The following is a 13651-nucleotide window of genomic DNA, read 5'->3' on the forward strand; positions in this document are numbered from 1 at the left end:
AGCGGAGAGAGCTGTGCTATCGACGCGCAGTAGACGGGGCAGGAGGAAAAAATCTGTCTAGAAAATGATGTTTGTCATGATGCCTACGTCTCGTGCTGTGCGCATAGTGGCAATTGAGTTTGATCTCCAACGCCCGTTGGAACCGCTTGGAAAGGCTTGTGTATGAAGGGACGTGTCCAGGCAGCCGTGTACCGGCGTGATCTGCTTCGCCTGGCGATTGTAAGCACTACCGCCGCGACCGCTGGAACGTTGACCATCGAGCCCATCGTGGCTGAGCCCTCGGGTAGCGGTAAGCGGAAGCCCCGTTACCGGGCGAACTCAGCCGAGGTTCAAAACTTCTATCGCGTCAACAGCTATCCCGCCCGATAAGGAGGCGCGCATGCTGTTCAGGAAGTCGGAACGTCGCAGTCGTGGGCAAGCAGCTGTCGCGCCGTGTCAACCACGCACGGGCATCGATCGCCGTACCTTCTTGAACCGCTCGGGCGTCACCATCGGTGCGCTGGCGGTGCTTGGCGACTTACCGCTCGGTTGCGTTCGCCAGGCGGAAGCCGGCCCGCCGCCTCCCGCGGGTGCCACAGTTAACACCCGTAAGAACATCTGCACACATTGTTCCGTCGGTTGTTCGGTTATCGCAACAGTCACGAACGGCGTGTGGACCGGGCAGGAGCCAGACTATGGCAGCCCGATCAATCGTGGATCGCATTGCTGCAAAGGCGCTGCGGTTCGAGATGACGTCTTGAGTGAGCGCCGCTTGCGCTACCCCGTGAAGCTTGTCGATGGCCAATGGACGCGTCTGTCATGGGAGCAGGCCATCGACGAGATCGGGGACAAGCTCATTGAAATTCGCGAGAAGTCCGGACCGGATTCGGTGTACTGGCTTGGATCCGCCAAGTTCACAAATGAAGCCGCCTACCTCAACCGCAAGCTTGCGGCCTTCTGGGGCACGAACAATGCCGACCACCAGGCGCGTATCTGCCATTCCACGACGGTCACCGGGGTAGCCAATACCTGGGGCTATGGCGCGATGACCAATAGCTACAATGATATTCGAAATGCCAAGACCATCATGGTTATGGGCGGCAACCCAGCCGAGGCGCACCCGGTTTCGCTTCAACACATTCTTGAAGGCAAGGAGCTGAACCGGGCCAACATGATCGTCATCGATCCACGAATGACGCGGACGGCCGCGCACGCGACGGAGTATCTTCGTGTTCGCCCCGGAACCCACATCGCGACGATCTACGGCATGCTTTGGCACATCTTTCAGAACGGCTGGGAGGACAAGGAATTTATCCACCAGCGGTCGTACGGCATTGACGAGATCCGCAAGCAAGTCGCGAAGTGGACGCCCCGGGAAGTCGAGCGTATTACAGGTCTGCCTGAAGCACAGGTCAGCCATGTCGCGGAAATGTTCGCCAAAGAGAAGCCCGCAACATTGATCTGGGCTATGGGGCAGACGCAATTCTCGACCGGTACAGCGAACGTCCGTGCCAGCTGCATACTGCTGCTGGCGACAGGCAACGTCGGATGTCCCGGAGGCGGCGCCAATATTTTTCGCGGCCACACCAATGTGCAAGGCGCTACCGATCTCGGCCTCGATGTGACGACGTTGCCACTCTACTACGGCCTGACCCAGGATGCCTGGCAGCATTGGTGCAGGGTATGGGAGATCGATTACGACTGGATCGCTTCGCGCTTCGCGAGCAAAACGCTGATGGAAAGTCCGGGAATTCCGAGCACGCGCTGGTTCGACGCGAGTTTATTGCCGAAGGATCAGGTCACACAGCCCGACAATGTGCAGGCGCTGTTCGTCATGGGGCATGGCGTCAACACGATCACCCGGATGCCGGAAGCCAAGCGAGGGATAGAAAAGCTCGAACTGCTGGTTGTGTGTGATCCGTATCCGACCGCGTGGTCGGTGCTCTCGGAACGCAAGAACGGCATCTATCTTTTACCGGCCTGCACCAGCTTCGAGATGGATGGTTCGCGAACCGCCTCGAACCGCTCGCTGCAGTGGGGTGAGAAGATCGTGGACCCAGCGTTCGAATCGAAAAACGACTACGAGACGTTCTATCTGCTCGCGCGCAAGCTGGGTTTCGCCGACCGTATGTTCAAGAACATCAAGGTAGAAAACGGCGCGGTGCCGGCGGAGGATATTCTGCGCGAGATCAATCGCGGCGGCTGGTCGACGGGCTATTGCGGACAATCGCCGGAGAGGCTCAAGGCGCACATGAGGAACCAAGCCAAATTCGATCTGGTCACCCTGCGGGCGCCGAAGGATGATCCGGAAGTGGGTGGAGACTATTACGGCCTGCCGTGGCCGTGTTGGGGGACGCCCGAGTACAGACATCCCGGCACGCCGATTCTCTACAATACCAATCTTCCGGTAAGCGAAGGCGGCGGCACGTTCCGCGCGCGGTTCGGCGTCGAACGCATCGTCAAGCGCAAGGTGATGGAGAACGGGCAGGAAGTCGAAAAGGAGCAACACGACAATTTGCTTGCCGATGGGTCGTATTCGGTCGGTTCCGAAATCAAGGACGGCTACCCCGAGTTTACGCTGGCCGTGCTGAAGAAACTGGGCTGGGACAAGGACCTGACTCCGCAGGAAATGGAGGTCATCCAACGCGTCAATCGTGCCAATCCCGATGCGGTGTCATGGGCGCTGGATCTTTCCGGCGGCATTCAACGTGTCGCGATCGAGCACGGTTGCTCGCCGCACGGCAACGGCAAGGCCCGCATGATCGCCTGGAATTTGCCTGATCCAATTCCGGTCCATCGCGAACCGATCTACACCCCCCGTCCGGATCTCGTGGCTGATTATCCGACGCTGCCGGATGCCAGGCAATTCCGCGTGCCCAATATCGGCTTCAGCATTCAGAAGGCTGCCGTTGACAAAGGCATTGCCAAGCAGTTTCCCCTGATCCTGAGTTCGGGACGGCTTGTAGAATACGAAGGAGGCGGCGAAGAGACGCGATCCAGTAAATGGCTAGCAGAACTGCAGCAGCACATGTTCGTCGAAATCAATCCGGTGGATGCAGGCGCCCGCGGAATCAAGGATGGCGGATGGGTTTGGGTAACCGGGCCGGAGAGTAATTCGAGGGCTCGCATGAAGGCCGTTGTGACGGAAAGAGTAGGCGAGGGAGTTGCCTGGATGCCTTTCCACTTTGCCGGTTGGTACGAAGGCATCGATCTGCGTCCCAAGTATCCGAAAGGTGCCGATCCGATCGTACTCGGCGAGAGCGTGAACACGCTCACGACCTACGGATACGATCCATCGACCGGCATGCATGAGCCGAAGGCCACCCTTTGTCAGATCAGGGCGGCGTAAGAGGATAGAGCCATGGCGTGCATGAAATTCCTTTGTAGATGCTGCAATGCCTGCGTCACCATCCGCAAAAACTAGAATGACGTCTCCTGGAGAATGACGGCAAGCCAAGTAAGTTCGGTTTCGATGCATGCATTGCACGGTCCGGCCCTGTGGGGGGGGCCGTGTAACATGCATCAATCCGACAGACGATTGCCCTCAGGCTGCTTCGAAAGATTTGTGCATCAGCTGCGGCTACTGCTTCTATGCCCGCCCACTCGCGGCGCCGCAATATCCGATGGTCAATTTCGAGTTTCGCGGCAAGACGTCGCGGGGGTCGCGTCGGCAATGCGGACTGCGGGCGTACGCGCGCAAGCGCAGTGGTCTGTGCTGGATCGCGAGGGCACCAATCCTGACCGGAGTGCGGGCAGGACATTTGACGTTGCGCCGGAAACTCGCCGCGATCCTGGAAGGTTGGCTGTTAGTCTAGTGCAGCGATACAGATACATCTGCGATCGCCCGGCTGATACATGGTGGTGCGCCAAACGGGCGTTCGCATGGCAGGCCCTGCGGCGGATCAAGGTTTAGTGGCGGACCTCAGCTACCAAGTGCACGACTTTGCTCGCTATGATGTACAATTTCCAGTGCGAGATCGTAGCGACCGAACCGCTCAGCTATCCCCTCTGCCGTCAGTTCGAGCGCGCGCCCGGGGCGGGCTTGCCAACCGAAGCTACTGCGTCCGGCGCGCAGGAATCGACGATTTCGGCGGCGCGCCGAGGTGTGATGCTTCGATGAGAGGCCTCGCGATAGTGTTCACGGGACATCGGAAGCAGCAACAATCCAATAATATCTGACCTGCCAATAGTCGTAGACGTCCTGGTTGCGGGCCCGAGTTGTTTGCTCCCAATGTTCCCCTTGCTCGATCTTCGGCGCGTTCTTAAGCTCCCCTTCGGTGATGTCCACCTGGAAGCCATCGGGCTTTTCATTCCAGGTCAACATCGACCAGGGAATAGGGTAGTGGTCCTCTCCGATGCCGAGGAAGCCGCCGAAACTCAGGATTGCGTAGGCGATCTGGCCTGTGAGCTTGTCGATCATCAGGCGCTCTACCTTCCCGATGCGCTTGCCGTGTACGTCATAGACCGGCATTCCTTCCACGCTGTCGCTAATGATGAGGGAAGAAGTATGGCCCTCTTGCATCGGGGCGGGTTGCTCCCAATAACCATAGACCCGCTCGTGGCGGTTCGGGTTCGCTTGCTCCCAGCTTTCCACTGGCTCGGCCTTCGGCGCTTTCTTGAGTTGCTCCTCGGTGATGTCGACGCGATATCCACCGAGCTTTTCATCGTAGTTCAGCATCGGCCAGGGAATCGGATAGTGGGTCCCACCGATACCGAGGAATCCCCCAAAACTCAGGACCGCGTAGGCGATGCGGCCGCCGGCCTTGTCGATCACTAGCCGCTCGACCTTCCCGATGCGCTTGCCCTGTGGATCATAGACCGCAGTGCCTTCGACGCGATCGCTTGCGATCAGGGAAGACGCAGTTCCGCTCTCCGTCGCGGGTGCGCGCTGCATTGTCAGTCACCATTGATTGTCTCCTTGATTGGCATTCGAAATCAGAGCATCGGCCCCCAGATTACCAATCGATGGTTTCGGAGGCTTGCACCCTATTGCATGCAGCTAAGCGCTACGCTGCCATCGCGTCGGCTGCATTGATGGCCGTCAACGCACGTGCACGGTCTGCGGATGCTCGCGTTTGGTGAACTCGACGTCCAGCTCGCATAGCGACCTTTGCGTCAAGTGAAGAGCGTTGCGGCGTGTAAAGAACGCCAATTGAACGTCAGGGATCAGCGTCCATTGGCACGCTAGGCGTCGCTCACCGCTACTGAAGCCGCTAAACCACCGGCCGGGCTGGCCAATTCGAAGGTCGCGCAGCGCGTCCCCGCACGCGAGGACTGGCGATCTGACGCGACTTTTCCGGCCGTCAATGCTCGAGGAGCTAACGCGACCTGCAGCAGGCAAGCGACATTTCTACGAAACCTTAGCAAACAGATAGCATTGTGACCGGCCTCTCATGACCTGCTTCGACGGCGCGTCCTAGCTGACTGATGCGAATTTATACGCTCGTGTTTCCTTCGGCGACGATTACTTTGGAAGCGTAACGCGCGGTGGGCTCAGATTGCCCTCGAGAGCCTTCGGACGCGCATCAAGGACTCGTACTTATCGAGGTATTCTTTTGCCATACGATTTGTGTGAAGCGTTCCTCGAAAGGTACACGTACCCTGCGGCGGTCAATCTGGCAGAGGCGGCTACTGCATGAAATGCTTCCTCCTCACCCTCGACCACGAAGCCCGTAACGTTTTCCTCCACTATCTCTGGCACCGAGCCGGATCGATAGGCAATTACTGGCGTCGCGCATGCCATTGCTTCGATCATAAAAGGCCGAACGGCTCTGGCCATTCGATTGGAAAACAGCCAATGGGGGCAATCTGTGCAATTCGCATAAATCCGAATCCAACGTCGACTGTTCGGGAGTGCCAAAGGGCGCAACTCACTGCCTCGACAGGAGATGGTCAATATCATGGTGCAGCCCAAGCTCCCCAACCTGCGACATCCGTGACGCCGCGGCCCCCCAACGCCGCTACGGTCGTATTGAGATGGACGGTTTCTTCGCGGGCCGCCCGCCGTAGCGGGCATGGCGTGATCCTCGCCGCGCCGACGCCTGCCAGCGCAGGAACACGTCCGCGAGTTCTAACAGCGCCGGACTTTGCGAACGATCAATGTGCCGTCGGGCCGGTGGTGGCGCTCGACTACTATCCGGCAGTCGTCCCAGGCGTAGCTACGCCACGCCGGCTCGCGCACGATCACGTCGCGTTCGACCACGCGAGGTGGAGGACGAACGACTTCTTCTTCCCAGACCTGAGCTGAGCTGGGCCATGCGGCCAAAGTCGTCATAATGACCGCAAGGCCTATCGCGAAAATTCTCATGCTGTCTCTCCTTGCAATTTGACCGGTTGGCAGTGGGGCCCAACGCTTGGCGATGTTGGATGTTGCCGTCGGTTGCGAAAATAAAGCACATGAGGCGCAGGCCGGAAATTGACGGCTGTCAAGGGCGCACTCGAGCGGCAGAGCTAGAAAAGCAGCCCGCGCCAGTTGGGCCACCAGACGCTCTCGAATGGTCCATATTGCTGATGCTGCTTTCTCGACCGGTGTGCTCAGATACGATCTTTGCTCTGCTTTGTCTTTACTTTGCGGCCGCCGGCACATGGCTCGCCGTTCTCGGAGGCACCTGGTATTATACGATGGCCGGAGTCGGCGTGCCCGCAGACTGCCTCGCGATTAAGTCTACGTCACCTTCGGCTTACATCCCCATCTCGGAAAAGAATACCATCGATCTTGCCAAAACGGTGAGCCGATTGCACCCTCTTTACCATTCATATTGATGAGCGAGAATGGTGAGATGGATCATGAAAGAAATTGCAGGATGCGGGTTCTTCAGAAGCCGATTTTACAGAAGCCATGGACTCAACGAACTGGCGGAGGAAGTCACCCTGGCGCTGGGCTAAGATCAGGTGCCTCGGCATTTCAAATCAAGTCATGCTGCCCGGCATGAAGCAGCGGACCGTGGCTCCCATGTAGTCGCGGATCGGCCAAACCATGGTTCTTCCCACCCTGTTCGGCTCGGTGATGACGGCCTCATCCGGAACGTCAATCCATTGGTTGTCGAGCCGTACGCGGTAGTGGCCGTCGCGGGTTTCCCAATCGACATCGCTGACCGCCGTGCCGTCGGCGTCGGAGCAGCAGGGTCCCTTGCCCGATCTGAGCTGGTCGAACCAGGCTTTTAGCGGCGAATTGACGTGGCGGCCGTCGTCGCGGGCGTGCGCCGATAGTATCGGCGATGCCAGCGCCAGGATACAAGCAGCCGAAATGGCAATAGGTCGTTTCAAGCGCGTTGCGAACACATCAGTCTCGCGTCGGGATGTTGGAGCTGCGGGCGCGATCTGAATGGTAACGTCATGAGTCAACGCTGTCGTTGACAACGAGCAATTTTAGAATGATTGGGATTTGACCTGCATTGCGTGCGCGTGCATTGCGCAAGCTCTTCATCTGCGGGGTCTTGTCCTTCCAAAAGACCGCTTCGAACTTCAGGATGGCGCGATGGATCGCGAGGACGGTGTCGAGCTCTTCAATAACTACCGTGTCGATTTGACCGCTTTTCAGGCACTCTCGAGATGCGCCGCGGATCAACCAGTTGGATATCTCACTGACGCGCGAGATGTTTGGCAGCTCCCGGAAATGGGGTTCGTCGACGTCGGGCAACATTTCCGCCCCGGTACTGGCCAGAGCAATCGCACACTCGAAGTCACCATGCGGCCAATGCTCGATGGCGGCGTGGATCTGCCGCGATGCGGAGTTGGAACAGGTCTCGACGTGATGAGGGTTGCTGATCGCCTATTCTTCACGCTAGATGCGAGCCCTCACTGAGACGAATGCAGTTCGCTATTCGCAAGTGTGGAGAGGCGGGGCCATAGAGCGGATCGCCGCCCGGACAATTGATGTATACTAGTTCGAGTGTACCCGTCGCTGCAAAGCGCTCCACGTACCGGACAGGCAACTTGGGCAACGTTCCTTTGCAGGTAACGCCTCATCTCACAGCTCCATGAGAGGCGTATCTTGTCGAGCGGACACTGTGCGATCATGCGCGCCACGAACGCCGACGGCGCGGCGAGGGGTAGTCACCGACTGATCAGTTCTTGCCAGCTATCGGCCAGCAATGCCGGGTTCCATTCCTGAATTGACAGCGGTCAACGCTTCCTCTCCAGGAGCGGGCTAGCGTGGGTTATTCATTCGGGATTGGCCATGCGAAAGATGATGCAAGGCATCGCCACGGTTTTCGCGATCGCTGTCGTATCGCCAGCGTTCGCCCAAGGCAACGTACGCTACGAGTTGCTCCCTGAGCCGGATGTCAAATCCAACACCTCTTATCGGACGGCTACGGCCTATGTAGTCGACAAGAAGGAAAATCAAATGTTTGTATGTTCGGCGCGCTACAACTATCGTGACCTGACAGCGAACAATGGTTCGTGCGTCAAGCTCGACCCGACGATCGGCCGGCCATCGCTAAACGAGACATATGTGGCCCATCCAGTGACGGGGTCCACGATATTGAACCCGTTCCTGCCGGTGATCTGGTTTATCCATCCAGGCAGCGGCGATGTTCAGTTTTGCGCCATTCGTCACGCCGGCCTATGCGTGAAAATTAGTCTGCCGTGAAGGACAGAGGAGTCACATCATGACCGTGACGGAGGCCACCCGTACTATCGAACTACCTTCAGGTGAACACATTCCAATGCTCGGCCAAGGGACCTGGCACCTGGCCGAGAATCCGCTGAACCGGACCAACGAGATCAAAGCGCTACGTCTGGGCATCGATCTCGGCATGAATCTGATCGACACGGCCGAAATGTACGCCGACGGTGGCGCCGAAAGGCTTGTCGGCGAGGCCATCAAGGGACGGCGCGACGAGAGTTTTCTGGTGAGCAAGGTGCTGCCTCAGAACGCCACACGACAGGGCACGATAGCGGCTTGCAACCGAAGTCTTGCCCGGCTTGGGGTGCATGAGATCGATCTCTATCTGCTGCATTGGCGAGGACTCACTCCGCTGGAAGAAACCGTCGATGCTTTCGAGGCTTTGGTGGGCGCAGGCAAGATTCGGAACTGGGGCGTCAGCAATTTCGATATCGGCGACATGCAGGAACTCGTCGACTTGCCCAATGGTGCCAACGTCGCGGCCGATCAGGTGCTCTACAATCTCGAGCGTCGGGGCATCGAGTTCGACCTCATGCCATGGTGCCAGAGCAGCGGCGTCCCCGTTATGGCCTATTCGCCGATCCAGCAGGGCCGAGTGTTGCGTCATGTCACACTCAAGACCATTGCCGCTCGTCTCGGCGCGACCCCGGCACAAGTGGCGCTGGCATGGGTGCTACGCCAGGACGGCGTATGTGCGATACCGCAGTCGGGCAAGCCGGAACATGTTCGCGAGAATCGTGGCGCCCTAGACGTTCGCTTGACGCCACAGGATCTCGCCGATCTCGATGAAACCTTTCCGCCGCCGCACCGCAAACAACCTCTGGCGACGCATTGAGCCCAGTTCGGGAGCCATCCTAACATGAGTACACAAATCCGCCACATCGTCTGTCCGCATTGCACAAGCATCAACCGAATTCCGGCCGGGAAGGATGCGCGCCGGGCGAAATGCGGCCATTGCCACCAACTCCTGTTTACGGGGCATCCGACGCCGGTTTCCGCTCGCGGCTTTGCCACCCACATCCAGCGCAACGATATTCCCGTCGTGGTCGATTTCTGGGCGGAGTGGTGTGGGCCCTGCAAGGGGATGGCACCGGCTTTTGAGCGCGCCGCCGGCGAGTTCGAACCCGAACTTCGTTTTCTGAAGGTTGACACAGAGGCCGAGGCCGAGCTGTCAGGCCGTTACAACATTCGAAGCATTCCAACGCTGATGCTATTCCATAAAGGCAATATCGTCGCCCAACGCACTGGAGCTGTGGGTGCCGAGGCGTTGCGCCAATGGTTACGCCAGCATGCGCCATCGGCCGCGCCTGCAGCCTCATGAGTACACCATCACAGTCTTGATGTTGACGAACTCCCTGATGCCGTAGCAGGACAATTCACGCCCATAGCCGCTTTCCTTGATGCCTCCAACAGGCACTCTCGGATCGGAACGAACGTTGTCGTTGACGAAGACCATTCCCGATTCAATCTCGAACTCTGCAATCCTTTCTCCGCGCACAAGATCGCGGGTGATCACGCCGCCGCCAAGTCCGAATGGGCTGTCGTTCGCGACCGCAATCGCCTCGGCCTCGTTCCGGGTCGGGATGATTGCCGCAACCGGACCGAACAATTCCTCTTCATAGGCCGGCATGCCTTTCCCTACGTCGGTGAGGACTGTCGGCGGATAGTAGGCTCCCGGATGATTGGGCACCTTGCCGCCGAGGAGGAGGCGCGCTCCCTTTCCGACGCTTGCGACGACCTGCCGGTGCAAGGAGTCGCGCAAATCGTGCCGCGCCAGCGGACCTATCTCTGTCCCATGTTCGAATGGTCTCCCATCTTGGTCTGGCTCATCAGCTCGACAAAGCGTTTCTCGAAAGCCGGCCTGGCCTTTTCGACCACGATGAATCGCTTGGCAGCGATGCAGCTCTGGCCCGAATTCAGCAGCCGGCCTCTGGCGCATATGGCGGCGGCGGAATCGGTATCGGCATCTTCCAGGATCAGATAGGGGTCGCTGCCGCCCAGCTCGAGCACCGTCTTCTTGAGCATGGCGCCAGCCTTGCTCGCGACTGCGCGCCCGGCGGCGCCGCTGCCCGTCAGGGTCACCCCGCGCACGAGCGGATGCTCGATCACGGCCTCGACTTGCTTGCTTGTGATCATCAATGTGCGGAGCAGATTTTCGGGAAAGCCGGCGTCGCGAAAGATCTGTTCGATCGCAAGCGCACAACCCGGAACGTTCGAGGCATGCTTGAGCAACGCGGCATTGCCCGCCATCAGGCTCGGTGCTGCGAAACGAAAGACCTGCCAGAATGGAAAATTCCAGGGCATGACCGCCAACACTACCCCGAGCGGGTTGAACGCGACGAAAGTCCTGCATGCTTCCGTCCATACCGGCTGACGTGTCAGGAAATTCTCCGCATTGTCGGCAAAGTACTCGCAAGTCTTGGCGCATTTCTCGGCCTCTGCAACACCCTCGTGGAAGGGCTTTCCCATCTCCTCCGCCATCAACTTTGCATATTCGCGCGCCTCCTTGTTCAGGATCTCGGCTGCGTTGCGCATCAGCGAAGCGCGGTGTTCGAAACCGGTGCGGCGCCAGGCGAGGTAATCCTGGTGAACCGTGCCGACGACGTCTTGCGCCTTCTCGGTCGACCATTCCTCATATGTCGCAAATGGCTCACCGGTGGTGGGGTTGACGGATTGAAATGTCATCGCGGATGGTCCTCGCATCGCGCTCGGCCGGGCGGCACTCGCTGCGTCGATCACCATGAGTATGCGGGGTTCGATAGACCATGACGGCCGTCAATTTGCGCTCTTGCAATGCAAGCTTTGATTATCGCCAGCTCTGGTCCACGCACGCCTTGGGCTGTTCGCCGCGGTCCTGGGCCAGCGACGGGTAGTCGGTGTATCCCTTCTCACCTCCGCCGTAGTAACTGCTGGGATCATCGGCGTTGAGTGCCGCGCCCAGACGCAGACGGTCTGGCAAGTCGGGGTTGGCGAGGAATTTCCGGCCGTACGCGATCAGATCGGCCCATCCCTCCCGAAGCCACTGCGCTCCGCTCTCGGCATCGAAGCCGCCTGCCACGATCAGGGTTCCCCTGAACCTGTTCCGGACCAGCTTCGCCATATCCAGAGCGGCTGGATCCGGTTCTTTCCCGCTTTGCATCTGCTCGAGCGCGGGGTTGACCATATGCAGATAGGCCAACCCGTATTCGCTCAGGCGTTCGGCCACATAGCCAAAGGTTGCTTGTGGGTTGTCGTCATGTATGTCGTTCAATTTTCCCAACGGGGATATGCGCACGCCGATGCGATCCGGTCCCCAGACCGGCGTCAGGGCCTCGACGATTTCAAATAGCAGGCGGGTGCGGCTCTCCACCGCGCCGCCATAGGCGTCGGCGCGCCGATTGGTGCCGCTTTCGATAAACTGGTCGAGCAAATAGCCGTTGGCTGCATGGATCTCCACGCCGTCGAAATCGGCCGCCACTGCATTCCTTGCCGCACGCACATATTGCGCCACCACGTAGGGCATCTCCTCGATGTCAAGCGCGCGGGGTCGTACAAAGGGAACGAGCGTGCCTTCCCCCCGTTCGTTTTCGATGAAGGCCTTTCCAGCAGGGATGATGGCCGAGGGAGCGACGGGCAGCATGTTGTCGGGCTGTAGCGCAGGATGTGAAATGCGGCCGACGTGCCAGAGCTGGCAAAACATCAGGCCCGCCGCCTGATGCACCGCGTCGGTAATACGTTGCCACGCCTCGACCTGCTCGCGGCTATGAATGCCGGGTGTCCAGGCATAGCCCTGACCCTGCATCGACACCTGCGTCGCTTCGCTGACGATCAGCGCGGCCGAGGCGCGCTGCGCATAGTAGCAAGCCGCCAACGCGCCCGGCACATTGCCGGGCTGTCGAGCGCGCGAGCGCGTCAGCGGGGCCATAACCACGCGATGGGACAGATTGAATGGACCAAGGCGGTACGGCAGGAACAGTGGTGCGGTATCCGTCTTCCGGCTCGCTTCTTGCGTTGGTGTCGCTGTCACCACGTCATCCATCGCCTGCTCCTGCATAAGGAAGAACCTCATTGCAATCCTAGCCACCTCGAGAACCGCCCTCACTGACGATTGTCAACCAAACGGTCAGAGCAACGATATGACTACGACAAAATGGTTGGAACGCGTCAGCCGCCAGACTATCGCTGCAGTCGTTCAATCGAGATGGCCTCCGATCGATGGCCGGACGAAGCCCGGCGATCGGAGACCGAGCTGCGGTTCGTCTGCATGGCCTGCGGCAACCGGGGCGCTGATGTACGGCCACACGTTGCGCCTGCCCGCATGGGCACGATGCAATGAAAGAGGCCGCCAACTGATGCGGCCCTGCTTCAGCGTTATGACTTCACCGGTGCCTTGCAGGTCTTGCAGTCGTCCTCGGTATTAACGTCTTAAGTTCATTCGGGATGAGATCGACGGTTGACGCGTCTTCGTTGTCCTGAAAGAGGCTGGCCTTGCCGGTCCGTAGCATGGTCTTTCATGACGAATTGCCAAATTCATGCACTCGGCATTCGTTCAAATCAAATTAGGCCACCGTAATTTTAAGATAGGCCACTCGATGTCGGTGGCACACAGCAAGGCCTTTGATGATGCAGTGATTGCCATCCTTGAGGCACGCGCCAAACACTGAGGATAAACGTGTTAGCGCTATATCAAAACCTCCAGCTTGCGACCGCCTTCACCACTTCAGCATTTTCATCGCTCCTTGTGGCGAGCTGATAAAGTCCCTCCACCGCCTCTTTCGACCGCGGCTTGGTCGCGTCCGCGCTTGCGAAACGGAAAGGCGTCTCAGCGCGTCAGGATCTTCAATCAAATGCTTCTCCAGCAATGCGTCAGCTTCCCCCAGTAGCCCGGCTGCTGGTCTGGCGGACGTCATCTGTCCGCGGATGTTACACTTTGGTTGATCTGCGCCTTCAAGGGGGCCATGAGTGTTCTTCCGCCTACGCTTGATTTCCAACTTTCGTTCTTACACCGCACGCAGCGCCAGCGTGTTGTGACTGCGATCAATTATTGCGGTCCGTAGGGAGCTC

General features: G+C 58.9%; 9 protein-coding genes and 3 pseudogenes. 4 read left to right on the forward strand and 8 right to left on the reverse strand.

The window, feature by feature from the left end:
• Window positions 1-379: 379 nt before the first annotated feature.
• A complete protein-coding gene (locus ACSKB9_RS35460) occupies window positions 380-3328 on the forward strand; it encodes a formate dehydrogenase subunit alpha (RefSeq protein ID WP_283089942.1) in 2949 nt (982 codons plus the stop codon).
• Window positions 3329-4117: 789 nt separating this feature from the next.
• Here ACSKB9_RS35460 and ACSKB9_RS35465 read toward each other — a convergent pair.
• The 6 genes and pseudogenes from ACSKB9_RS35465 to ACSKB9_RS35490 form a co-directional block, all read right to left on the reverse strand.
• Complete coding sequence (locus tag ACSKB9_RS35465; RefSeq protein WP_438080543.1) at window positions 4118-4501, reverse strand: PRC-barrel domain-containing protein; 384 nt, start codon at window positions 4499-4501, stop codon at window positions 4118-4120.
• Between the two features lie 15 nt (window positions 4502-4516).
• Window positions 4517-4873, reverse strand: a pseudogene (locus ACSKB9_RS35470) (PRC-barrel domain-containing protein); the annotation flags it as partial.
• Between the two features lie 599 nt (window positions 4874-5472).
• A pseudogene (locus ACSKB9_RS35475) lies at window positions 5473-5769 on the reverse strand (glycosyltransferase); the annotation flags it as partial.
• A 280-nt stretch (window positions 5770-6049) separates the two neighbouring features.
• Window positions 6050-6286 (reverse strand): hypothetical protein, encoded by a 237-nt coding sequence (locus tag ACSKB9_RS35480; RefSeq protein WP_283089943.1) that lies wholly within the window; start codon window positions 6284-6286, stop codon window positions 6050-6052.
• A gap of 602 nt (window positions 6287-6888) precedes the next feature.
• Window positions 6889-7245: a hypothetical protein gene (locus tag ACSKB9_RS35485; protein ID WP_438078998.1), complete on the reverse strand. Its 357-nt coding sequence runs from the start codon at window positions 7243-7245 to the stop codon at window positions 6889-6891.
• A gap of 67 nt (window positions 7246-7312) precedes the next feature.
• Entirely contained in the window at window positions 7313-7621 is a 309-nt protein-coding gene (locus ACSKB9_RS35490) for a hypothetical protein (protein WP_438079000.1), read from the reverse strand.
• Window positions 7622-8158: 537 nt separating this feature from the next.
• Between ACSKB9_RS35490 and ACSKB9_RS35495 the strand changes: the two genes are divergently transcribed.
• From ACSKB9_RS35495 to trxC, 3 genes are read left to right on the forward strand one after another with little or no spacing between them, the layout of a single operon-like run.
• Complete coding sequence (locus ACSKB9_RS35495) at window positions 8159-8572, forward strand: hypothetical protein (RefSeq protein ID WP_283089946.1); 414 nt, start codon at window positions 8159-8161, stop codon at window positions 8570-8572.
• 19 nt (window positions 8573-8591) lie between these two features.
• A complete protein-coding gene (locus ACSKB9_RS35500) occupies window positions 8592-9443 on the forward strand; it encodes an aldo/keto reductase (protein ID WP_438079002.1) in 852 nt (283 codons plus the stop codon).
• Between the two features lie 24 nt (window positions 9444-9467).
• The gene (gene trxC, locus ACSKB9_RS35505) at window positions 9468-9929 is read left to right on the forward strand and encodes a thioredoxin TrxC (protein ID WP_438079004.1); all 462 of its coding nucleotides are present in this window, start codon (window positions 9468-9470) and stop codon (window positions 9927-9929) included.
• Here trxC and ACSKB9_RS35510 read toward each other — a convergent pair.
• Both ACSKB9_RS35510 and ACSKB9_RS35515 read right to left on the reverse strand, forming a co-directional pair.
• Window positions 9924-11350: pseudogene (locus tag ACSKB9_RS35510) on the reverse strand (NAD-dependent succinate-semialdehyde dehydrogenase). The gene trxC and the pseudogene ACSKB9_RS35510 overlap by 6 nt on opposite strands.
• Before the next feature lie 64 nt (window positions 11351-11414).
• A complete protein-coding gene (locus tag ACSKB9_RS35515; RefSeq protein WP_283089950.1) occupies window positions 11415-12626 on the reverse strand; it encodes an alkene reductase in 1212 nt (403 codons plus the stop codon).
• Window positions 12627-13651: the final 1025 nt, after the last annotated feature.

This window comes from Bradyrhizobium sp. BR 1433 (assembly GCF_051547665.1).
Taxonomy (GTDB): domain Bacteria; phylum Pseudomonadota; class Alphaproteobacteria; order Rhizobiales; family Xanthobacteraceae; genus Bradyrhizobium; species Bradyrhizobium australafricanum.

Excerpts from the sequence above, each read along its gene's own strand:
- ACSKB9_RS35465 (WP_438080543.1), bottom strand. The coding sequence starts at position 4,501 with ATGCAAGAGGGCCATACTTCTTCCCTCATCATTAGCGACAGCGTGGAA.
- ACSKB9_RS35500 (WP_438079002.1), top strand. The coding sequence starts at position 8,592 with ATGACCGTGACGGAGGCCACCCGTACTATCGAACTACCTTCAGGTGAA.
- ACSKB9_RS35495 (WP_283089946.1), top strand. The coding sequence starts at position 8,159 with ATGCGAAAGATGATGCAAGGCATCGCCACGGTTTTCGCGATCGCTGTC.
- trxC (WP_438079004.1), top strand. The coding sequence starts at position 9,468 with ATGAGTACACAAATCCGCCACATCGTCTGTCCGCATTGCACAAGCATC.
- ACSKB9_RS35490 (WP_438079000.1), bottom strand. The coding sequence starts at position 7,621 with ATGTTGCCCGACGTCGACGAACCCCATTTCCGGGAGCTGCCAAACATC.
- ACSKB9_RS35480 (WP_283089943.1), bottom strand. The coding sequence starts at position 6,286 with ATGAGAATTTTCGCGATAGGCCTTGCGGTCATTATGACGACTTTGGCC.
- ACSKB9_RS35515 (WP_283089950.1), bottom strand. The coding sequence starts at position 12,626 with ATGGATGACGTGGTGACAGCGACACCAACGCAAGAAGCGAGCCGGAAG.
- ACSKB9_RS35460 (WP_283089942.1), top strand. The coding sequence starts at position 380 with ATGCTGTTCAGGAAGTCGGAACGTCGCAGTCGTGGGCAAGCAGCTGTC.